The following is a 22,403-nucleotide window of genomic DNA, read 5'->3' on the forward strand; positions in this document are numbered from 1 at the left end:
CAAGGCCGATGCGATCTTCATCGACGAGCTGCGCAAGGCCGATCTGTACGACAAGACCAGCCAGGCATTTGCGGTGTTTTTGCCGGTGAAATCCGTCGGTGTGGTCGGCGATGCGCGTGCGTACGAATGGGTGATCGCACTGCGTGCTGTGGAGACCATCGACTTCATGACCGCGCATTGGGCGCACCTGCCGTACGACTTCCTCGGCACGGTGAGCAACCGCATCATCAACGAACTGCGCGGCGTCTCGCGCGTGGTCTACGACATCTCCGGCAAGCCGCCGGCGACGATCGAGTGGGAGTGAATAGAGACCTTCGGGCACTGACCCGAGTAAACGGCCGGGCATCGACCGGTCTCTTGGCGACAGATGGAAAAAGCCGTCACGAGCAATACAAAAAAAGAACGTCGATGCTTACCGAAGCGGTATTCCGCAATTTGAAGCCTAAGAAAATTGCCTTATAGGGCTTTTTGATAGGAGTTTAATGTGTTGACGGTAGCGACCGGTGGTACCGTCACCTTGCCGGCGCGCTCATGCTCTTCGGCAGGCGCTGCACAATGGGACTAGCGCTGCCAAGGCACCGATACAATCACTTATTCTAGGGTGTCGGGCGCCGCCGCCGCCGTGCGGTGGCCTGCCGAATCAGTAGCATCACAAATGCTTGAGAGAGTCCGATGAAATACGACCAAGCTCGCGCCCTACAGCTGCTCCGAGAAGGCAGTGGCAATCCTGCCGCCACCTTCCGCGACTCGCAGGAAGATGCAATTCGTCACCTGGTCACGGGCGCGGCGGGGCGCTTACTCGTCATTCAGAGGACGGGCTGGGGCAAGAGCTTCGTTTACTTCATCGCGGCAAAACTGATTCGTGAACAGGGCGGGGGGCCAACCCTCCTGGTATCGCCCCTGCTCGCGCTGATGCGGGACCAAGAGATGGCGGCCGAGCGCATGAAGGTGACCGCCAGGACGGTCAATTCGACCAATCGGATGGATTGGTCCGAGATCGCCGAACAGATCGATGCAGGGAAGATCGACGTCCTCATGTTCCACCCGAAGCAACTGGCGAGCGCAGAGTTCCAGGCCAGCCTTCTTGCGAGGATTCCCAACGTGTCGATGCTCGTCGTCGACGAGGCCCACTGCATCTCGGACTGGGGCCATGATTTCGTGCCCGAATACAAGCTTGTCACGCGGCTCATTGCAGCGCTGCCTCCCAACTTGCCGGTGCTGGCGACCACGGCCACGGCAAACGAACGTGTGTCGAACGATCTCGAGCGGATCCTTGGCCCGGACCTGCTAGTGAAACGCGGATCGTTGAATCGCCCGTCAATCACACTGCAGACGATCACGTTTACGAGCGACGCACAGAGGCTCGCCTGGCTCGCAAAAATCGTCCAGTTGCTGCCCGGCAGCGGCATCATCTATGCCCTGACGAAGGCTCACGTGCATTACATCGTCAGTTGGCTCACACACTGCGGCCTTTCGGTCAAGGGTTATACAAGTGATTCAGAGGATCGCGCTGTTCTTGAGCAGGAACTCAAGGAGAACAAGGTCAAGGCGCTTGTCGCAACCTCGGCGCTTGGCATGGGCTATGACAAGCCTGACCTGACCTTCGTCATCAACTACCAGCCGCCGTCCTCGGTCGTCCACTACTACCAGCAGGTGGGGCGTGCGGGGCGTGCGATCGCAGATGCTCGCGGGATCGTGCTGGCGGTCAAGAACCAGCTTGACATCAACACTTACTTCATCGAGAGCGCTTTTCCGAGACCGGACGAGGTGACCGAGGTCATGAAGGCGCTCGATGCGGCGGGGGACGAAGGCCTTTCCGTACCGGACCTTCAGGAGACTATCAACTTGAGCAAGGGGCGAATCGAAAAAACGCTGACCGCCCTTGCCATCGAGAGCCCGGCACCGATCGTGAAGGACGGCTCAGCTTGGAAAGCCACTGGCAGCATGCTGGCGAAGAGCTTCTGGGAGACGGCTGGAAGGGTGACCGAACTGCGACGGGCCGAGCATGCTCAGATGAGGGAGTACATGGCCCTCACTGAGGGACACATGAAGTTCTTGGTCTCGGCTCTCGATGGTGAACCGACGACCGTTGAGGCGCCGCGCAGTCCGCCATTGCCCACCGCGGTCGCCCCGGCGTTGGTTGCGGAGGCGGATCGGTACATGAGGGACACCAGCTTGCCGATTAAGGCGCGCAAGAAGTGGCCCGACGGAGGATTGGACGGATACGGGCTGCGGGGAAGTATCGCTGAGAAGCTGCGTGCGGGAGACGGTTTTGCGCTCTCGATGTACGGTACGGCGGGGTGGGGCGACATCGTCCGTGATGCTCGCTACGAACACGCGCACTTCGGCGACGACCTAGTGAAGGCTTGCGCCGGGCTAGTGCGCCGGACAGGTTTTGAACCAGCTCCTAAATGGGTTACCTGCATTCCGTCACTAAACAATTCGGATCTCGTCCCGAGCTTTGCAAAGCGGCTTGCCTCTGAGCTGGGCCTGCCGTTCCACGCGGCGCTGACCAAGGTGAAGCACACCTCAGCTCAGAAGTCCATGCGCAATAGTTCTCAACAGGCGAGGAATTTGGATCAGTCGCTTGAATTCAGCGACTTTGACGGCAAAGTCGGTCCAGTGTTGTTGGTCGACGATATCGTGAACTCGGGTTGGACATTTACGATCGGCGCTTGGCTGCTGCGCTCCAACGGTTGCGGCGAAGTGTGGCCGCTCGCGCTTGCCAAAACTGGGAATGAAGAATGAGTCTGCAGATCTCCGCAAACTGCCAAGCGATCTTGCTTTTGACGGCGCCTTTGATGGTCGGCAAGGTTGGCGCGCGCGCGGAACTGCTGAAGCAAAGTGAGTACAGCGACCTTACAAGGTTCCTCGTGCAAGAAGGCTTTCAGCCGTCCGACCTTCTCCGCCCACAGTCTCCTGCGCTGCGCCAAGCCGAGAACCTGTTCGGGCTAGGACGGCTGACCCGCTTGGTGGGCAGAGGGTTTCAGCTTGCCCAGGCGCTTGATTACTGGAGCGCGCGTTCGATCTGGGTAGTTAGTCGCGCCGATGCCCCGTATCCCAAGCGGGTCAAGTCACGCCTTAAGCACGAAGCACCGCCCGTCATGTACGGTTGTGGCGATTTGGATCTTGTCGACAACGGCGGCCTGGCTGTCGTAGGTTCCCGTGACGCGGACGACGAGATGCTGAGCTATGCCCAGCGTGCCGGAGAGAGGGCTGCAAGTGCTGGCAGAGGCTTGATCTCCGGAGGCGCTAAGGGTGTCGACAGTGCTGCGATGGATGGAGCGGAGGCTCTTGGCGGCATAGTCTGCAACGTCATGGCAGAAGGACTGGCGCAAGCGGCAATCAGTCGGAGATTCAGAGATGGTCTTCAAGAGAGGCGCACATTGCTGATCTCGCCCTACGACCCAAGCTCTGGCTTCAATGTCGGGCACGCCATAGCGCGCAACAAGTTTATCTTCGCGTTGGCTGACGTCGGCTTGGTAGTGAATTCAGACTTGGAGCGGGGTGGGACGTGGGCAGGCGCGATAGAGCAGCTTCGTAAGCTTCACTTCGTTACGCTCTACATCCGATCGAGTGGTAAGCGTTCCGCTGGCCTAGACGCTTTGCTACGAGAAGGGGCCTTGCCCTGGCCAGAGCCCGAGGATGGGCAAGCGCTAGAAGCTCTGTTTGCGGCTCAACCAAACGATAGCAAAGCAGCCGCTGATGCTTCTTATCAGGGACATCTTGACTTCAAGATCGCTGCCGGTACGTCGAGCGGGGTTTCGGATGCAGTTCTAGATGCGGTGCGCCAGGTGTCGATGGTTAAAGAGCCGCCTAGTGACTCCGGCGCCCTCGAGGAAGGTGCGCCAAATTCATCGACTATAACCGCAAAGTCGACACTCGTTGAGGCTACCTCGGGTCCGCGAATTGACTTGAAACAGGCGATGTTCGCGACCTTTGAACGGTTGATTCGCCAAGTGCTTCACACACCCAAGAAGGCCGCTCAGATCGCCGACGAGTTGGATCTCAATCAGATCCAGACGCGGAACTGGCTGGACCGTTTGGTTGCCAAAGGTGTAATCGAAAAGAAGAAGAGCGATGCGACCTACCGGCTTGCCTTGAGGTCCCTCTGACAAGAGTGGGTCGCTTAGGTCGCGTCCAAGTCCGAAATGCGAGCATCGGGGTTATTCAGCTGTCTCAACTTGTCAGCGCAACACGTGATCTAAATGTTTGTAATTCTGCGTCCGTGGCCTCTGCAGGGATCCTCCAGCCGAGCCTCTGGCGAGGGTGCGTGTTCATCAACTAGGCCACGCACCTTACGTGCAGCACGCGACGTCACAGGACGCATTCGCGCAGATACTCTGTTGATCACGAAGATTCGTCCGTCGTGGCGGCGCTGTTGCACAAGGCGATCGGCGACAAGCTGACCTGCGTGTTCGTCGATACCGGCCTGCTGCGTTGGCAGGAAGGCGATCAGGTGATGGCGATGTTTGCCGAGCACATGGGCGTCAAGGTGATTCGCGTCAATGCGGCGGACCGCTATTTCGCCAAGCTCGAAGGCGTGAGCGACCCGGAGGCCAAGCGCAAGATTATCGGCAACCTGTTCGTGGATATCTTCGATGAAGAGTCCAACAAGCTGGCCAACGCCAAGTGGTTGGCGCAGGGCACGATCTATCCGGACGTGATCGAGTCGGCCGGTAGCAAGACCGGCAAGGCGCACGTGATCAAGAGCCACCACAATGTGGGCGGCCTGCCGGAACACATGAAGCTTGGCCTGGTCGAACCGCTGCGCGAACTGTTCAAGGACGAAGTGCGTCGCCTCGGCGTGGAACTCGGCYTGCCGCGCAGCATGGTCTATCGCCATCCGTTCCCGGGCCCGGGCCTGGGCGTGCGCATCCTGGGCGAAGTGAAGCGCGAATACGCCGAACTGTTGGCCANTGCCGCGCAGCATGGTCTATCGCCATCCGTTCCCGGGCCCGGGCCTGGGCGTGCGCATCCTGGGCGAAGTGAAGCGCGAATACGCCGAACTGTTGGCCAAGGCCGATGCGATCTTCATCGACGAGCTGCGCAAGGCCGATCTGTACGACAAGACCAGCCAGGCATTTGCGGTGTTTTTGCCGGTGAAATCCGTCGGCGTGGTCGGCGATGCGCGTGCGTACGAATGGGTGATCGCACTGCGTGCGGTGGAGACCATCGACTTCATGACCGCGCATTGGGCGCACCTGCCTTACGACTTCCTCGGCACCGTGAGCAACCGCATCATCAACGAACTGCGCGGCGTCTCGCGCGTGGTCTACGACATCTCCGGCAAGCCGCCGGCGACGATCGAGTGGGAGTGATTGGACCTCCGGTACTCCTGGCACCCACTAGCAATAAATGTCTTGAAGCCCGCGTAACTGCGGGCTTTTGGCTTTTTGAGTCTGGCAATTTTTGGCAGCCTTGTGCATCGCCAAGCAAAGGTTTTATGTGGCATGGGACTGGGCATTGAAGGCGAAAGCCCGTGACAAGGTCCGTAGTAAGGGAGCTGACACTTCCGCACCAACAAAAAAGCCGCGCAGTGCGCGGCTTGATGCTGTAGCACGCTGAAGATGACCTTCAACGCACCTTTGCTAACGCCGTACGTGCGTCGGCCATGAACTTCTGCGCTTCCTGCGGTGTGGCCAGGTTGGCGCCGAGCTGGCTGAGCACCTGCTCGATATCGCTGGACGCTTCCCAGGCTTCGTCGCAGAGCATGCCGGCGATGGGGCCGAGATAGTTCAGCGCGACTTTTTCCAAGGCATCGCGTACGCGATCGTCCGGCGCGCCGGTACTGGCGTTGCCTGACGGCGCGGGTGCTGGCGCGGCGGCGGCGACCGGTGAAGCTGCCACCGGCGCGGGTGCCACGGGTGCGCGCACCGGGGCAGGGGCACCGCCCAGATCCTGTTCGAAGCCGCCCATCAACCACTGGCGCGAGTCTTCGCTCAGCAACGACGGCTTGCCCATGCCGGCACCGGGGTCCACCTGGAAGCGGGCCTTCGCGGCACCGACCATGGTGAGGCGTTGCACCGCCTCATCATTGCGCAGCATGCGAAAGACCACTTCTTCGATCTGTCCGGCGTTGAGGCGGACGATGCAGGAATGGTTTTCTTCGGTGACGACAAACAGAAAGCCGGACGCCTTCTTCAATGCCAACGCCCTGAGCTCGCGCAGGACATCGATCAGCGGACGGAATTCATTGGACATGGCGTCTTCCTTGCATCATCTGGTACGAAATCGGGTGAAGCGGCTCAGCGTTTGCTGAGGCGCTCCATGGCCAACCGGACACTGTTGGACAGGCGGGAGATGGCGCGCGCCAGGGTACCAATTTCATCCTTGAGGTTGACCTCTTCGATGGTGTGGTTCCACTTGCCCAGGCTCAGTTCTTCGGCCACGGTGGTCAGATGCTGGATGGGGCGCAACACGCGGCTCCAGATCAGCGCCCACTGCAGGCCAAGCAACAGCGCGCAAACCAACAGGCCGATGCCGGCGATCCACAGCGACTGACGCACGATCACGCCATTGACGTCGCTCTTGGGATACGCCGAGACCAGGGTGAAGCCCCAATCCGGCACTTCCTGCTTGGTCACGACCCAGTCGTCCGGGCTTTCCTTGACGATGCGCTCGATGGTGGCGGTGTCGGTGGTGGCACCGGTAGTGGACTGAAAGCGCAGTTTGTTCTTGCTGTCGAACACGGCGATGAAGCCGGAATCGAGCACGCGACGGCTGCTGACCACGTTTTCCAGGGCCTGGGTGTCGGCCTTGTAGCCGACGTACCAAGCGCCGATGACGCGCTTGTCGTTGCCGGCAAAGATCGGCTCGTAGCCGGTGACGTACGGGTTGCCGAGGATGTCGACCACGCCGTAGAAGCTTTCGCCGTTACGCAGCTTGGCCGCGGCCTGGCCATTGGGATCGAGCACGGTGCCGATGGCGCGGCTGCCGTCTTCCTTCTTGACGTTGGTGGAGATACGCACGAACTCATCGCCGGTGCGCGAGAACAGCGTCGCGGTGCCTTCGTGGATCGCGGTGACCTCGTCCAGCATGGTGAAGGAATTCGCTTGCGGACGCTGGCCCAGCAGCAGGTCGCTGGCGCTGCGGTCGGCGACGCGAATGTCGCTGCCCATGCTCGGGGCGCCCTGTGCATTGGCTTCCTTGCGCAGCTGGCGCATCGAGGAATTGACGCGGTCGAGCATCATCGAGCGGGTGACCGCGAACAAGGTCTGCAAGGACACCGACTGGCGCTCGATCGCGTCGCCGGCTTCGAACTTGACCCGGTTCGCTTCGGTAATGGCCAGAATGACCGTGAGTGCCACCACCACAACCAGCACCAAGGCCAGCACCGGCAACAGCAGGCGCACCCGCAAAGAGTGACGAAGCATCGCAATTCCCCTGAACGCGTTTAAATGATTGAATCGAGTGCCGCCGCAGCGCAGTGCAGCGGTCGGACCTAGCCGTTATCGGCTGCCAGACAAGATGCTGAAGCGGCCCCCATGCCGCTTGGCGGTGCATAAGATAGCTCAAGCCGATCGATTTGAGAGTGCGCGTCGATCGCGTCGTGCGCCTTGCGTTCAAGAATGGTGGACTGGGTTGCAATGCGGCTGCTGGTGGGGCGGTGGGCGGGTTGAGGTGGCTGTCCTTGGGGCAATCGACCACAGACGCGTCTTTGCAGGGCCCGGTTGCCGCTGTTACAGAGCCGTGGCAGCCGGAGGACGCGCAGTTTGCAGCGCGACCACCCGGATGTGCCATCCGCCTGGCCATGGGCACGGCCAGCGGTCAGCCACTCAGGTTTCCAGCGACAGGATCCCGCGGCGCAAGGCAACGGTGACCGCATGGGTACGATCGCGCACGCCGAGCTTGGCCAGGATGTTCTTCATATGCGCCTTGACCGTCTCTTCGGAAATGCTCAAGGCGTTGCCGATCTGTTTGTTGGAACACCCGGTCGCGACCAGACTCAGCACTTCGGTCTCGCGGGCGGACAGCGCGTCGTCGAGCACGTGGGCGGCGATGTTTTCGGCCACCGATGCCGGAACATGCCGGCGCTGGCCACGCCGCACGTCGCGGATGGTGTCGACCAGCTCGCGGCGCAGTGCGCTCTTGAGCAGGTAGCCGCAGGCGCCGGCCTGCAGTGCGCGCACCGCACGCACATCGCCGGTATAGGTGGTCAGCACGATGACCTTGGCGGTGGGATCGACGCGGCGGATACGCTGGATGGCTTCGACGCCATCCACGCGCGGCATCTGCAGATCCATCAGCACCACGTCCGGGCGCAGGCTGGCGTAGCAGGCCACTGCCTGTTCGCCGTCTTCGGCTTCGCCAACGACGCGCATATCGTGTTCGGCGGTCAGCATGGCGCTGAGACCGTCGCGCAGCAGCGGATGATCGTCTACCACCAGTACGTCGGTCGGTTTGACCATCTCAGCCATTGGAGCTCTCCGTGGATTGTGCAGGTCGAAATGGCCACCACCAGCGCGGTGGCGTTGCATAGGCGGTACGTGCGGGAAGCATGATCTGGATTTCGGTGCCGCTGCCCGGACGCGACCACAACTGCATCTTGGCGCCGATGCGTTGCGCGCGTTCCTGCATGCCGGTCAGCCCCCAGTGCCCGGTGCGCGCTTGACCATGCAGCACGTCCGGGTCCAGGCCGCAGCCATCGTCGCGGATGCGCAGCACGAAGTCACGTGAACCGTAACGCAGTTCCAGCGTGATCTGCGCGGCGTCGGCGTGGCGATCGGCATTGGCCAATGCTTCGCGGCCAAGCTGGAACAATTCGTCGGCCACCATCGGGCGCAGCGCCACCGGGCGACCCTCCACCGAGACCTGCAGCTCGGCCGCAGGCGGGGGCATGGTGGCATCGCGCGAGCGCTGCAATGCGGCGGCCAGATCCTGGCGCAGCGAGTAACTGTCGCGCAGGCCGTTGACGCGGTCGCGGCCTTCGATAAGTGCGTTCTCGGCCAGATCGACTGCCTGCTCCAGTTCCAGCCGGCGCGGGTCGTTGCCGGGCAACGAGCGACTGGCGGCATGCAGCCGCAGGATCAGCCCCTGGGTGCCTTGTAACAAGGTGTCGTGCAACTCGCGGGCGATGCGTTCGCGTTCGCGGTAACGCTCTTCCAGCCGCGCGCGCAGGCGTCCGGCAACGTGCCGGGTGCGCATGCGCCAGCTGATCGCGAGCGTCAGCAGCAAGGCCAGCGCGACGCACACCTTGAACTGCCAGGTCTGCACGAAGGCCGCCTCGATCACGAAGTCCAGCGTGTCGCCGCGCTCGTTCCACACCCCATCGTTGTTGGCGGCGGCAATGCGGAAGCGGTAACGGCCCGGTGTGAGGTTGGTATAGAACGCCTCGTTACGATTGCCGGCGTCCTGCCATTGCGCGTCCACGCCTTCCAGCCGGTAGCGAAAGCGCACGCGCTCGGGGCGGGTGAGGCTGACCGCGTCGTAGCCGATGCGCAGGCGGTGGGTCCATTGGGGCAGCCGCAGCCCAGCCGTACGCGGATAGGGGCGGTCGTTCGCAACCACTTCGGTGATGAAGACCTCCGGCGCGGTGGGGTTGCGGTAGGTCTGTTCGGGATCCAGCCAGGCCAGGCCCTGATTGGTGGTGAACCACAGCAGGCCGTCGTCGGCAGTGATGGCCGTGGGGACCGGCGTGGCCTGCTGGGCGACACCGGGTAGCCCGTCCATGATGTCGTACAGGCGCAGGACCGGGCTGGCCACGCCCGATTGCACGCTGCTCAGCAGCGCGCGTTGACTGATCTGCACCACGCCGCGGTTGCCGTTCAACCACAAGGTGCCGTGGCGGTCCTGCACGATGCCGGTGATGCCTTGCAGGAGCGGATTGGTTTGATCGGGCACCTGTCGGAAACGGCCATCGGCGCCCAGCGCTGCCAGCCCGGTTTCGCCGGCGACCAGGGTGAGCGACGGGCGTTGCCAGATGGCGGTGATTGGTCCCACCGACAGGCCATCTTCGGCGCTGTAGTGCGTCAACTGCCTGCTCCGCAGCAAGCGCACATCGCCCTTGATGGTGCCCACCCACATGCCGCCATCCTGCGTGTTGGCGAGCACCGTGCACGGGGTGTCCTGCAGATTGGCCAGTGGCTGCCAGGCGCTGCCATCGAATGCGTAGGGGCCGCTCGCATCGGGGCAGACCCACGGATGGTTGCCGCTGTCCACCACGAAGGCGCGGATGGCGCCGGTCGTCAGGCCGAGCGGCAGCGTCACGGGCTGCGCGCGGCCGGCCTGCAGACGCAGCAGGGCGTGCTCGCCAAGCACCCAGCCGTTGGTGGTCGCTGGCACATCCAGGATGTGGGTGGACGCACCATGCTGCAGGCCTGCGACGCGATCGCGGCTCAACGCCAGCAGCCGGCCATCGCGCAGGCTGGCCAGGAGCGGGCGTGCAGACGTGTCGGGTGCGGGATTGAAGGTCGCCACGGCCATTGCTTGGCCCGGCAGCAACGGCGCCAGCGGCAGCAACGCGCGATGCCGGAACCGATTGAGGCCAAGATTGGTGCCGGCCCACAAATTGCCTTCGCGGTCTTCGAGCAACGGGCCGGCGGTGGCCGAGGTCAGCCCCTGCACCGGTCCGAAGCGCTCCAGCACCGGCGTGGACGATGTGGGCAAGGCAATCCGGAACAGACCATGCGCCGCATAGTCGCTGCCCCACAGCGCGCCATCGCGCATGAAGCGGATGCGCCGCGCGAATAACCCAGGAAACTGCGGCCGGGCACGCGCCGCTGCGGGCAGCACCTTGCCCTGCGCATCGGTCAACGCAAACACGCCGCGGTACGGGTCTGCGACCCAGATCGCACCGTCCGGGCTCTCGGCCATGGTGACGTAGACACCCACCTGCTGACCGCTGGGTTCGAACCGCTTGGCGCCAGACCGCAACGACAGAATCTGCGTGCCGTCGCTGACCCATAGCGTGCCGCGCACATCGCGCAGCAACCAATGCGCGCGTTCGGCGGTGTACCCCCAGTCGGCACCGGCACGCTGCCAACGCTGGCCATCGAACCAGCACAAACCGCCATCGATGGCCGCCCACCAGCGTCCACTGCCATCGTGCTCAATGCGGAACACCATGCCGTCGGGCACGTCCTTGCCCGGGCGGAAGTGCGTGAGGTGACCGTCCGCGAGGCGATCGATGCCGGCGTTGAAGTAGCCGATCCAGGCGGTGTCGTCCGGCGCCAGCGCGAGCGCGGTCATGTTGTGCGACGCGTAGGCCTCGCCATCCGGCGGCGCCTGCCGCGCGAAGTGGTCGCCATCGAACTGAAACAGACCGAAGCCGGTCGCCAACCACAACGGCCCGGCGTCGGCTTGCTGGATATCCCAGATGTCGGCCGGCGCGCCGCGTTCGGTGCTCCAGGCGGTGTGGTGGAATTGCAGCAGTCCCGCACGGGTGGCGGCGATGCCTTCGGCGCGCACGGACGGGCATGCCCACCAGCAACTGCACATCACAACGATCACCGCCGCGCACAGGCGAAACAGCAGGGGGGATCGAATGACGGGCTCATGCGGCATCGCAGCATTGTCGGGCGAGATCGGGGGAAGCACCACCACCTCTTTCGGGGGAGGGACGTGGGACAGCAAATCGGGTAAGGCTGGAGTACGCAAGGACTGGCGCATCGCGTCGGGCGCGATGCCGTCGCGACGCAGTGTGCGCTGCGTGGCGTCCCTAATGTTGGTGGCAGCATTCGATCGGCGCAGGAACGTTGCTTGTGTACGACGTGGTGTTGTGCGGTGGGGTTCGCTTGGCCCGCTGTGGTGTCGACGCCGACCTGGACACTGCAACGCACACAGCAGCAGGGATGCGCGCTATCGCTTGCCGTGTTGGCGTGCACGCGTGGTGCATGTCGCATCGATGCAGGCGTGAGATCCGGTGCAAGGTTGTCGCAGCGGCATGTGACTCACCCTAAAGAGTGAGCGATCCGCCTCACCATCAGGGGTGGGGCGATACGAATGTTCGCCGCACCATGGCGACATTCCCCGCCGGAGACGCCACATGGCAAGTCTGATTGCCGCTGGTCGCCCCGATCTGCAGGCAGGCAACGTGCGAGTACTGCATGCCCCACGCGCACGTGCTGTTGCTAGAGCGCTGCAGTACATCGACACACATCTGTACGAGCCCATCGGCGTGACCCAACTGGCCGGCGCCGCCTGCATGAGCCGTTTCCATTTCGCACGCGTGTTTCGCGACGCGATTGGCGCCAGCCCGATGGAGTATCTGCGGCGGCGTCGGCTCGAACGCGCACAGGCGATGCTGCGCGAAGGTCGCCACACCATCAGCCAGATCGCCACTGATCTGTGCTTCTTCGATCAAAGCCATTTCGTGCGCAGCTTCCGCAACGCCACAGGGTGCACGCCGGCACGCTTTGCCGCGCAAGTGGCGAACGTTACCTGTACTGCGACCCCCGCATCGCGTGCACATCGGCACAACGCTCATTCCTTTTCAACACCCATGGAGCATCACGCATGACCACTGCCACTGCCGTCCCCGGTAAATCCCTGTTGTCGCCCGCCGATCACGCGCTGATCCTGATCGACCATCAATCGCAGATGGCGTTCGCCACGCACACCATCGACATCTCGGCGCTGCGCAACAACGTGTCGTTGATTGCCAAGGGCGCCAAGGGCTTCAAGGTGCCGGTGATTCTGACCACCGTTGCAGAAAAGTCGTTCTCCGGTCCGCTGTTTCCCGAGTTGCCGGAGATCTTTGCCGGCGAGCCGGTGTTCGACCGCACCAGCATGAATGCCTGGGAAGACCAGGGCGTGATCGATCGCGTCAACGCCATCGGCAAGCAGCGGCTGGTGATTGCCGGGCTGTGGACCAGCGTGTGCATCGTCGGCCCGACGCTGTCGGCGATCGAGCAGGGGTTTGAGGTGTACGTCATCACCGACGCCTGCGGCGATGTCAGCGACGAAGCGCACGAGCGTGCAGTGACGCGCATGGTGCAGGCCGGCGCTGCGCCCATCACCAGCGTGCAGTACCTGCTGGAATTGCAGCGCGATTGGGCGCGTAGCGACACCTACGACCTCACCACCGGCATCGCACGTGCGCATGCAGGCGGCTACGGCATCGGCATTCAATACGCCAAGACCATGTTCGGCGCGCAGGAAGGCGGGCATTGAACGCATCGGCACCACGCGGCAACGCCGGCCTTGCGTCGGCGTTGTTGATGCTGCGCATTGCCGGCGGCGGCTTCCTGCTGCCGCATGGCCTGGGCAAGTTGCTGGGATGGTTCGGTGGTCCGGGGCTGCCCGGTTTTGCCGCTGAATTGCAGCAATTCGGCTTTCCGTCTGCACCGCCGTTGCCGTTGCTGCTGGCCTTGGTGCAGACGCTCTCCGGGCTGGCGGTGTTGCTGGGTCTATGGACGCGTGCCAGTGCTGCGCTGGCAGCGGTATTCATCGCTACCACCGTGGTGGTGGCCGTGCCCAAGGGCTGGTTCTGGATGCACGGTGGCATGGAGTACCCGCTGATGTGGTTGCTGGTGTTGCTGGCCCTGGTCGCTGCCGGCGGTGGCGCGTGGTCGCTGGATGGGCTGCGCAAGCGTGGTGCCGCATGAGCGGCGTACCCAATGATCACGATGCCGGGCGGCGCCTGTGGATGCAGGGCGCTGCGGCCGGTCTTGCGTTGGGCGCCTTGCCCGGCGCTTCGTCTGCTTCAAGGAAATCTCCGATGGTCGATCTTGTCGTTCGCAATGCGCGCATCACCACGCTGGATCCTCGTCAGCCCAGCGCCACTGCCATTGCAATGGCCGATGGGCGCATCGTGGCGGTTGGCGACGACGCGCAGATCATGGCGCTGGCAAACGGCGCCCGCAGCATCGACGCACAAGGCCGACGCCTGCTGCCCGGACTCAATGACAGCCACACCCATCTGATCCGCGGCGGACTCAACTACAACCTGGAACTGCGCTGGGATGGCGTCCGTTCGCTTGCCGATGCCATGGCGATGTTGAAGGCGCAGGTCGACCGCACGCCAGCGCCGCAATGGGTGCGCGTGGTCGGTGGCTTCACCGCGCATCAGTTCGTCGAAAAGCGCCTGCCCACCCTGGACGAAATAAACGCCATCGCACCGGATACGCCGGTGTTTTTGCTGCATCTCTACGACCGCGCCTTGCTCAACCGCGCGGCCTTGCGTGCCTGCGGCTACGACAAGGCCACTCCCGATCCGCCCGGCGGGCGCATCGAGCGCGACAAGTTGGGCAATCCCACCGGCTTGCTGCTGGCCAAACCCAATGCCCTGATTCTCTACGCCAGCCTGGCCAAGGGCCCGCGCCTGCCGCTGGAGTACCAGGCCAATTCCACGCGTCATTTCATGCGCGAACTCAACCGGCTGGGCATCACCTCGGTGATCGATGCCGGCGGTGGTTTCCAGAATTATCCGGAGGACTACCAGGTCATCGAGCAGCTACATGCGGCCGACCAATTGAGCGTACGCATTGCCTACAACCTGTTCACTCAGAACAAGGGTAAGGAAGTCGACGACTTCCGCGGCTGGACCGAGATGCTGCCGGTACGCAAGGGCGACGATCTGCTGCGGCATAACGGCGCCGGCGAAATGCTGGTGTTTTCCGCGGCGGATTTCGAGCAGTTCAGCGAGCCGCGCCCGGAGCTGCCTCCAGAGTTGGAGCCCGAACTGGAGCAGGTGGTGCGGTTGCTGGTCGAAAAACGCTGGCCGTTCCGTATCCATGCCACCTATGACGAAAGTATCGAACGCATTCTCGATGTCTACGAAAAGGTCAACGCCGATATTCCGTTCGATGGCCTGCATTGGTTCATCGATCACGCCGAAACCATCACGCCACGCAATATCGATCGCATCCGCGCCTTGAACGGCGGCATCGCCGTGCAACATCGCATGGCGTATCAGGGCGAAGCGTTTGTCGAACGCTACGGCGTGCAGGCTGCGCGGCACACACCGCCGGTGCGTCGCATGCTGGCCGCCGGCGTTCCGGTGGGCGCTGGCACCGATGCGACGCGTGTGGCCAGTTACAACCCGTGGGTGGCGTTGTCGTGGTTGGTCACCGGACGCACGGTGGGCGGCCTGGCCCTGTACGGCGAAGAGAACCTGCTCGACCGTGAGCAGGCGTTGCGGCTGTGGACGCAGGGCAGCGCATGGTTCTCTGGCGACGAGAGCAACAAGGGCACGCTGGCGGCGGGGCAGCTGGCCGATTTCATCGTGCTGTCGGATGACTACTTCCGTGTGGATGATGCCGCCATTGCCGACATCACCAGCGTGCTGACTGTGTTGGGTGGGCGCGTGGTGCATGGCGATGGCGACTTTGCCGCGCTGGCGCCGACCTTGCCGCCGGCCATGCCGGACTGGTCGCCGGTCAATCGGTTCGGTGGCTATCACGTGGGCGGTGCGGTCAGCGGCCTTGCCAGTGCCGCGCATGTGCACACGCACGGCCACGGGTGTCGCGCGCACGGGCCGCATGGACATGCAGCGCAGCATGCTGCGCCCAGCGATGATCTGCGCGGCTTCTGGGGCGCATTGGGTTGCGCGTGTTTCGCGTTCTGAAATCGGCACTGTCTCGATGCGCCTGCCGGCGCCTCTCATACCGTCACCTTGTTTGTTTCACCCCGTCAACTGGAGCCTTGCCGCGATGACTTCTTCTGCCGCACCCGCCGATGGCGGTGCCTGGGCGCCGCTGCGCGAGCCGATCTTTCGTGCGTTATGGCTGGCCATTTTAGGCAGCAACATCGGCACCTGGATCAACGATGTCGCCGCGTCCTGGGTGATGGCCGAACAGACCGGCTCGCCATTGATGGTGGCGGCCGTGCAATCGGCCACCACCTTGCCGGTGGTGTTATTCGCGCTGGTGGCCGGCACGCTGGCCGACATCGTCGACCGCCGTCGCTACCTGATGCTCACCCAGGGCTGGATGTTGCTGGTGGCCGGCGTTCTGGCTTTGCTGTCGCATCTGCAGTTGCTCACCCCGTGGGTGTTGGTGGCATTGACCTTTGCGATGGGCATGGGCGCAGCGATGGCAATGCCCGCGCAGGCGGCGATCGTGTCGGAGCTGGTGCCGCGGCCGATGCTGGCCTCGGCGGTGGCGCTCAATTCGATCGGCATGAACATCGCCCGCTCGATCGGCCCGGCGGTGGGCGGCCTGATCGTCGCGCAATTCGGGCCGCCGTGGGCATTTCTGCTCAATGGCGTGACCTTCGGATTGATGCTGCTGGTGTTGTGGCGTTGGCGCCGCGATGCGCATGCCTCTGCATTGCCGCCAGAGAGCTTTGGCGCGGGCCTGCGTGCCGGCCTGCGCTATGCCGCGCGCGCCGGGCGCCTGCAGGCGGTACTGATCAAGGCCGCCGGGTTCTTCCTGTTCGCCAGCGCGTTGACCGCATTGCTGCCGTTGGTGGTGCGTCGCGACATGCAGTTGGGTGCCGGCAGTTATGGCGTGTTGTTGGGCTGCATCGGCATCGGTGCGATCAGTGGCGCCTTGCTGCTGCCACGCTTGCGTGCGCGTTACGACCGTGACCTGCTGGTGTTTGTGGCCACCCTCGTGTGTGCGGCGTCGTTACTGGGGCTGGCGTTGTCGCGTCAGATCGGTGTGCTGTGCGTGGTGATGGTGGTCAACGGCCTGGCGTGGATCACCGTGCTGTCGTCCTTGCAGATCGCCGCGCAAACGGCGGTGCCTGCCTGGGTGCGTGCACGTGCATTGTCGCTGTACATCGTGGTGTTTTCTGCGGGCATGGCGTCGGGTTCGCTGGTCTGGGGCGCGTTGGCGCAGCGCACTTCGATCGCGACCGCCCTGCAGATCGCTGCCGTTGGTGCGGTGATCGCGGCGTTGCTGGTCAAGCGTGCGCGCATTGCCGGCACCGAGCAGCTGGACCTTGCTCCCGGCGGGCATTGGCCTGCACCGGCGCAATCGGATGCGGTCGAGCACGATCGCGGCCCGGTGCTGGTGACGGTCGAGTACCGCATCGCCGCCGACGCACGCGTCACCTTTTTGCAGTTGATGACGCAGCTGGGCAACGCACGGCGTCGTGATGGCGCGGTGGTCTGGGGCATTGCCGAAGACGCCGCCACGCCCGGCGTGCAACTGGAATACTTCATCGTCGCCTCGTGGCTGGAACATCTGCGCCAGCACGAGCGCGTCACCGGCGACGACCGCCAGTTGCAGGAGCAGATCCGCGCACTGCATCAGGGCGAGCGCGCACCGTTGGTCCGTCACTTCGTCGGCGGCGGCGGTGTTGCGTTACCGCCGCATGCGCATTCGGATATCTGAGCACTTCCACGCGACACGCAGGATCGGTCTGGCACTGACATGGCCAGTGATTTGGGCTGCGAGCGGCGAGAATTCCGTCGCCCGCAGCCATCGCGTTTGTTGGCACATTGTTGGCGCTGGCAATGAACTGAGATTACGCATTGCTGGACCATTTTCTGGCCAAGCGGACTACGTGCAATCTCATTCCTTGCAACAGCCCGATTTGCAGCAAGGTCGGGTAGGGCAGAGCGATGCAAAAGTCTTGCACTGGTCGGCGTATCGCTTGCGTTGCTGATCAGCATTGGCTGCAGATTGCTTGACCCGGAGCTGCCGGCACTGCCACGCCGGACTGGCGCGGTACTAGTGGTTGCGATGATTGGCGGTTTCATTCTGTCCAGCTGGGTGTTGCGCCAAGTCGTGACTTGCGCGTCCACGCATAAGCGTGGTCGGTTGACCTTTGTTGCGCTCACGGTGGGAAGGTGACGCGTTGCCGCCTCGCTTGCTGGCTCGGCATCTTTTCGAGCGCAGCACAGGTCCTCGGCTCGCCTGTGATCCATCCACGGCGCGCGGTGCTGCGATGCACTTCCGCGCGAATGGCAATAGGCCTATCGACACAAACGCGGCTACCCTCATCACCACGCACCCATGCGTACCAAAACAAAAGGCCGACTCTCACGAGCCGGCCTTTGTCTTAAGCATTGAAGCAAGAATCAGCTCTTGGCGAAGGCCAGCAGATCCTTGTTGAACTGATCGGCGTGGGTGATGGTCAACCCGTGCGGCGCGCCGGCGTAGATCTTCAGTTCGGCATTCTTGATGATCTTGGCCGACAATTTGCCCGACGCATCGATCGGCACGATCTGGTCGTCGTCGCCATGCACCACCAGCGCCGGCACATCGATCTTCTTCAGGTCGGCGGTGTAATCGACCTCGGAGAATTCCTTGATGCAGTCGTACTGACCCTTGTGGCCGCCCAGCATGCCCTGCAGCCAGAACGAATCGCGCATGCCTTGGGTGACCTTGTTGCCGTCACGGTTAGCACCGAAGAACGGCGTGGTCAGGTCCTGATAGAACTGCGAGCGGTCCTTGGCAACGCCGTCGCGGATGCCGTCGAACACGCTCATCGGCAGGCCACCGGGATTGGTCGGACTCTTGACCATCTGCGGCGGCACCGCACCGACCAACACCACCTTGGCCACGCGCTTGCTGCCATGGCGGCCAACGTAATGCGCCACTTCGCCACCGCCGGTGGAATGGCCAACCAGGATCGCGTCTTTCAGATCCAGCGCGTCGATCACTGCGGCCAGATCGTCGGCGTAGGTGTCCATGTCGTTACCGTCCCAGGTCTGCGACGAACGGCCATGGCTGCGGCGGTCGTGCGCGATCACGCGATACCCGTGCTGACCCATGAACAGCATCTGCGGGTCCCACGCATCGGCGCTGAGCGGCCAGCCATGTGCGAAGACGACCGGCTGGCCCTTGCCCCAATCCTTGTAGAAAATGTTGGCGCCGTCGGGGCGTTTGACGAAATTGGACATCGAGTTGACTCCGTGAGTGGACGAGTGGGGCGGGGTGGCAGCGGGGGCGCGTGCGGGAGCTGCGGCGGTGGCGAACGCGGGCAACGACAACGCTGCCACGGCGACCGTGCCGGTGATGAGAAAGCTGCGGCGTCCGGCGTCGGCCGGATGCGCCTCGAACGGATCCATGGAACCTCCTGTGGGCGAGGGGCATGCAGCCCGGCGGTCGCACGATGCGGTGCGCATCATGCTGGCGCGTGGCCGCGCCGCGCAGCGCGAGGCAGGCCACGGGCGTGCCGGTGCATGCACGCAGTAGACCGCCTGCACGGTCAGTGCAGATTGCATCTGCGTGCGCTCTACAAAAGTTATCGGCAACGTTGCGGATCAGATTGTTTGTTGTAGCCGATCCAACGTTGTGGATCTGCCCGCACTACAAGCGCAATCTTGGCGAATCGCGGCGCTGCGCGACGCATCCGCGTGCATCGATATCGGGCTCTGCAACGCACGATGACGCGGCAGTGCATCGACCAGACATGTTGCGCCCGCTGTTCAGTGCAGCGCGGTGTCCCACAGCAGCTTACCGTTCAAGACAACGATCACCGTCGCAATCACCCAGGCCGTGCGCACCAGCCAGGCCGGTGCCACCAGCGCGCCCATCAATGTTCGGTCCGAGACAAAGCGCACCAACGGGATCACCGCAAACGGCAACTGCATCGACAGCATCACCTGGCTCAGCACCAACAGCCGCGCGGTGCCGGCCTCGCCGTACAACCAGGTCACCACGACGACGGGCACGATGGCGATGCCGCGGGTGAGCAAGCGGCGCAGCCACGGTGGCAAGCGCAATTGCAGGAAGCCTTCCATCACGATCTGCCCGGCCAACGTCGCGGTGACCGTCGAGTTGACGCCCGAGGCAAGCAGGGCGACCGCAAACAAGGTCGAGGCCAACCCCACGCCGAGCATCGGCGCGAGCAAGGCATGCGCCTGTTCGATTTCCTGTACATCGGTGCGGCCCTGCGCATGAAACACCGCAGCAGCCAGGATCAGGATCGAGGCGTTGATAAACAACGCGAACATCAACGCCACCGTGCTGTCAGTGACGGCCCAGCGCAGTGCCGAGCGGCGTCCCGCGTCATCGCGCGGGTAGGCGCGCGTCTGCACAATCGAGGAATGCAGATACAGGTTATGCGGCATCACGGTGGCGCCGATGATGCCGATGGCCAGGTACAGCGCCTGCGGGTCGGTGACCACTTGCGCACGCGGAATGAACCCGCCCAGCACTGCGGCGATCGGCGGTGCCGCCAAGGCGATCTGGATACCGAAGCACGCGAAGATGATCAGCAGCAACGCCATCACAAATGCTTCCAGCGCACGGAAGCCGCGATTCATCAGCAACAGCACCAGCACCACGTCGATCGCGGTAATGATCGCGCCCACGGTCAGCGGAATGCCGAACAACAACTTCAATGCGATCGCGGTGCCGATCACTTCGGCAAGATCGCAGGCGATGATCGCCAGCTCGCACAGTCCCCACAGCGCCAGGTTCACGCCACGTGGGTAGCGTGCACGGCAGGCCTGTGCCAGATCCAGCCCGGTGGCGATACCCAGACGCGCCGACAGGCTCTGCAACACGATCGCCATGACGTTGGACAGCAGGATCACCGACAGCAGCAGGTAGCCGAACTGCGAGCCGCCGGCCAGATCGGTGGCCCAGTTGCCCGGGTCCATGTAGCCCACCGACACCATGTAGCCCGGGCCCAGAAAGGCCAGCAGCCGGAACCACCAATGGCCGTTCTTGGGCACGGCAACGCTGGCGTGATGATCGCCCAGCCCACCATTGGTGGAGGCGGGCGATCGTGCGGAGGCAACGGTGTCGACGGACATGCAGGGCGGCGGGTTGGGGGGGCGTCGGATGGATGATATAGCAAGTGCTATGCTATTGAGCATTGGCAAACTCAATCGTATTGATCGGCTGCGTGCTTCACACTACGCATCCCGGCACCTATGCCGGATGCGACGACGAGGATGCGGGTGGGCAAGAGCGAAAAGCTGGAGGCGGCCACGCCGTCCCTGATCGATGCGCAGGTGCATATGGAGAGCTTCCGCCAGGTGCGCGAAGCGCGCCGTGCCGAGCTGGTCGAGGACTATGTGGAGCTGATCTCCGATCTATTGGTCGACGGCGGCGAAGCGCGGCAGGTCGATATCGCCGCGCGCCTGGGCGTGGCTCAGCCCACCGTGGCCAAGATGCTCAAGCGCCTGGTCCGCGACGGCTGGGTCGTGCAGCGCCCGTACCGCGGTGTGTTCCTGACCCCGGCCGGGGAGGCGTTGGCGGCTTCCAGCCGGCAGCGGCATCAGATTGTCGAGCGCTTCCTGCTCGCACTCGGCATCGACGAAGCCACCGCGCGTCGCGATGCGGAAGGCATCGAACACCATGTCAGCGAGGCGACCGTTGCCGCATTCGCCGCGTTTCTCGACCGCCAGGGCGGCAAGGCGAAGTGAGTGTGCCGGCCGCGATGTCGATCGATTCACCGCAGGCGGTCATCGATACGCAGTGGATGCAGCATGCGCTGCGTCTGGCCGAGCGTGCCGAGCGCGACTATGACGAAATTCCGGTTGGTGCGGTGTTGATCGATGCCGACGGCAACGTGCTGGGCGAGGGCTGGAACTACAACATCGCCAGTCACGATCCCAGCGCGCATGCCGAGATCATGGCCATGCGCGAAGGCGGACGCCGTCTGGCCAATCACCGCCTGATCGGTTGCACCCTGTACGTCACCCTGGAGCCGTGCGCGATGTGTGCCATGGCCATGATCCACGCGCGCATCGCACGCGTGGTGTTCGCCGCCAGCGACCCCAAGACCGGCGCCTGTGGCAGTGTCTTCGACCTGTTGGCCGACCCGCGTCACAACCATCGCGTGCAGGTGGCAGGCAGCGTGCTGGCGGCAGAGTCAAGCCTGCGGCTGACCAATTACTTTCGCGCCAAGCGTGGCAAGCCGCCGCTCGTACCCTGAGCGGCATGGCCGCGGTATGATGCGCGCCCTTTCAGTACCCCGGCCGGCAACGGCCTCCACAGGACGGTGATATGGCAGACAACGTTGCGGGCAACGACCGACTGATCTGGATCGATCTGGAAATGACCGGCCTGGATACCGATCGCGATTCGATCATCGAGATCGCCACCATCGTGACCGATGCGCAGTTGAACGTGCTGGCCGAAGGACCGGAACTGGCCATCGCCCATCCGCTGGCAACGCTGGAAGCGATGGACGAGTGGAACCGCAACCAGCACCGTCGTTCGGGCCTGTGGCAGCGTGTGCTCGACAGCCAGGTCACCCACGCACAGGCCGAAGCGCAGACGGTAGCGTTTTTGGGCGAATGGATCCGTGCCGGCGCCTCGCCGATGTGCGGCAACTCGATCTGCCAGGATCGCCGCTTCCTGCACCGCCAGATGTCGCGCCTGGAGCGCTATTTCCACTACCGCAATCTCGACGTGTCCACCATCAAGGAACTGGCGCGCCGCTGGGCACCGACGGTGGCAAACGGATTTGCCAAGAACTCGGCACACACCGCGCTGAGCGATGTGCGCGATTCCATCGACGAACTGCGCCACTATCGCCAGTTCATGGGGGCGCTCGGCGGTGATACCGAGGCTGGCACGCAGGGCTGATCTGGCGGATGGGCGGCATGC

Annotated in this window: 15 protein-coding genes and 5 pseudogenes; 14 read left to right on the forward strand and 6 right to left on the reverse strand. The window is 63.5% G+C overall.

The annotated features are described in order from the left end of the window. The 5 genes and pseudogenes from ASF90_RS19395 to ASF90_RS24375 all read left to right on the forward strand — a co-directional run. Window positions 1-304, forward strand: a pseudogene (locus ASF90_RS19395) (GMP synthase (glutamine-hydrolyzing)); the annotation flags it as partial. 368 nt (window positions 305-672) lie between these two features. Continuing rightward, entirely contained in the window at window positions 673-2,748 is a 2,076-nt protein-coding gene (locus tag ASF90_RS19400) for a DEAD/DEAH box helicase (protein ID WP_055854019.1), read from the forward strand. Further along, window positions 2,745-4,115: a DNA-processing protein DprA gene (locus ASF90_RS19405; protein WP_055854023.1), complete on the forward strand. Its 1,371-nt coding sequence runs from the start codon at window positions 2,745-2,747 to the stop codon at window positions 4,113-4,115. Before ASF90_RS19400 ends, ASF90_RS19405 begins: the two co-directional genes overlap by 4 nt. A 242-nt stretch (window positions 4,116-4,357) precedes the next feature. Then, a pseudogene (locus tag ASF90_RS24370) lies at window positions 4,358-4,819 on the forward strand (GMP synthase (glutamine-hydrolyzing)); the annotation flags it as partial. A 101-nt stretch (window positions 4,820-4,920) separates the two neighbouring features. Beyond that, window positions 4,921-5,321, forward strand: a pseudogene (locus ASF90_RS24375) (GMP synthase (glutamine-hydrolyzing)); the annotation flags it as partial. Window positions 5,322-5,577: 256 nt separating this feature from the next. Here the strand turns inward: ASF90_RS24375 and ASF90_RS19415 are convergent. The 4 genes from ASF90_RS19415 to ASF90_RS19430 all read right to left on the reverse strand — a co-directional run bounded on the left by ASF90_RS19415 (window position 5,578) and on the right by ASF90_RS19430 (window position 11,505). Further along, window positions 5,578-6,204 (reverse strand): hypothetical protein, encoded by a 627-nt coding sequence (locus ASF90_RS19415; protein WP_055854026.1) that lies wholly within the window; start codon window positions 6,202-6,204, stop codon window positions 5,578-5,580. Window positions 6,205-6,248: 44 nt separating this feature from the next. Next, window positions 6,249-7,376 (reverse strand): Cache 3/Cache 2 fusion domain-containing protein, encoded by a 1,128-nt coding sequence (locus ASF90_RS19420; RefSeq protein WP_055854028.1) that lies wholly within the window; start codon window positions 7,374-7,376, stop codon window positions 6,249-6,251. A 402-nt stretch (window positions 7,377-7,778) separates the two neighbouring features. After that, window positions 7,779-8,420, reverse strand: coding sequence for a response regulator transcription factor (locus ASF90_RS19425; protein WP_055854030.1), 642 nt, complete (start codon window positions 8,418-8,420; stop codon window positions 7,779-7,781). Then, window positions 8,413-11,505, reverse strand: coding sequence for a sensor histidine kinase (locus ASF90_RS19430; protein ID WP_055854032.1), 3,093 nt, complete (start codon window positions 11,503-11,505; stop codon window positions 8,413-8,415). Before ASF90_RS19430 ends, ASF90_RS19425 begins: the two co-directional genes overlap by 8 nt. A 481-nt stretch (window positions 11,506-11,986) precedes the next feature. Here ASF90_RS19430 and ASF90_RS19435 point away from each other — a divergent pair. From ASF90_RS19435 to ASF90_RS23955, 6 genes and pseudogenes are all read left to right on the forward strand, one after another. Beyond that, a pseudogene (locus tag ASF90_RS19435) lies at window positions 11,987-12,373 on the forward strand (AraC family transcriptional regulator); the annotation flags it as partial. An 83-nt stretch (window positions 12,374-12,456) separates the two neighbouring features. Beyond that, entirely contained in the window at window positions 12,457-13,113 is a 657-nt protein-coding gene (locus tag ASF90_RS19440) for a hydrolase (protein ID WP_055854039.1), read from the forward strand. Beyond that, a complete protein-coding gene (locus ASF90_RS19445) occupies window positions 13,110-13,547 on the forward strand; it encodes a DoxX family protein (RefSeq protein ID WP_055854043.1) in 438 nt (145 codons plus the stop codon). The genes ASF90_RS19440 and ASF90_RS19445 overlap by 4 nt, the downstream gene beginning before the upstream one ends. A gap of 113 nt (window positions 13,548-13,660) precedes the next feature. Continuing rightward, window positions 13,661-15,508, forward strand: coding sequence for an amidohydrolase (locus ASF90_RS19450; RefSeq protein ID WP_193552620.1), 1,848 nt, complete (start codon window positions 13,661-13,663; stop codon window positions 15,506-15,508). A gap of 85 nt (window positions 15,509-15,593) precedes the next feature. Next, window positions 15,594-17,222: an MFS transporter gene (locus ASF90_RS19455; RefSeq protein ID WP_055854049.1), complete on the forward strand. Its 1,629-nt coding sequence runs from the start codon at window positions 15,594-15,596 to the stop codon at window positions 17,220-17,222. A 246-nt stretch (window positions 17,223-17,468) separates the two neighbouring features. After that, a pseudogene (locus ASF90_RS23955) lies at window positions 17,469-17,612 on the forward strand (xapx domain-containing protein); the annotation flags it as partial. A gap of 299 nt (window positions 17,613-17,911) precedes the next feature. Here ASF90_RS23955 and ASF90_RS19460 read toward each other — a convergent pair. Together ASF90_RS19460 and ASF90_RS19465 are read right to left on the reverse strand one after the other, a co-directional pair. Next, window positions 17,912-18,736 carry an alpha/beta hydrolase gene (locus tag ASF90_RS19460; protein WP_055854567.1) on the reverse strand — a complete coding sequence of 275 codons (825 nt, stop codon included), beginning with the start codon at window positions 18,734-18,736 and terminating at the stop codon, window positions 17,912-17,914. A 528-nt stretch (window positions 18,737-19,264) separates the two neighbouring features. Next, entirely contained in the window at window positions 19,265-20,599 is a 1,335-nt protein-coding gene (locus ASF90_RS19465; protein ID WP_055854053.1) for an Nramp family divalent metal transporter, read from the reverse strand. A 147-nt stretch (window positions 20,600-20,746) separates the two neighbouring features. Here ASF90_RS19465 and mntR point away from each other — a divergent pair, with 147 nt between their 5' ends. From mntR to orn, 3 genes are all read left to right on the forward strand, one after another. Then, complete coding sequence (gene mntR / locus ASF90_RS19470; RefSeq protein WP_055854570.1) at window positions 20,747-21,214, forward strand: manganese-binding transcriptional regulator MntR; 468 nt, start codon at window positions 20,747-20,749, stop codon at window positions 21,212-21,214. A gap of 14 nt (window positions 21,215-21,228) precedes the next feature. Beyond that, a complete protein-coding gene (gene tadA / locus ASF90_RS19475; RefSeq protein WP_193552595.1) occupies window positions 21,229-21,726 on the forward strand; it encodes a tRNA adenosine(34) deaminase TadA in 498 nt (165 codons plus the stop codon). 71 nt (window positions 21,727-21,797) lie between these two features. Next, on the forward strand, window positions 21,798-22,382 hold the full coding sequence (orn, locus tag ASF90_RS19480) for an oligoribonuclease (RefSeq protein WP_055854059.1): 585 nt from the start codon (window positions 21,798-21,800) through the stop codon (window positions 22,380-22,382). Window positions 22,383-22,403: the final 21 nt, after the last annotated feature.

It is taken from the genome of Xanthomonas sp. Leaf148 (genome assembly GCF_001423585.1).
Taxonomy (GTDB): Bacteria; Pseudomonadota; Gammaproteobacteria; order Xanthomonadales; family Xanthomonadaceae; genus Xanthomonas.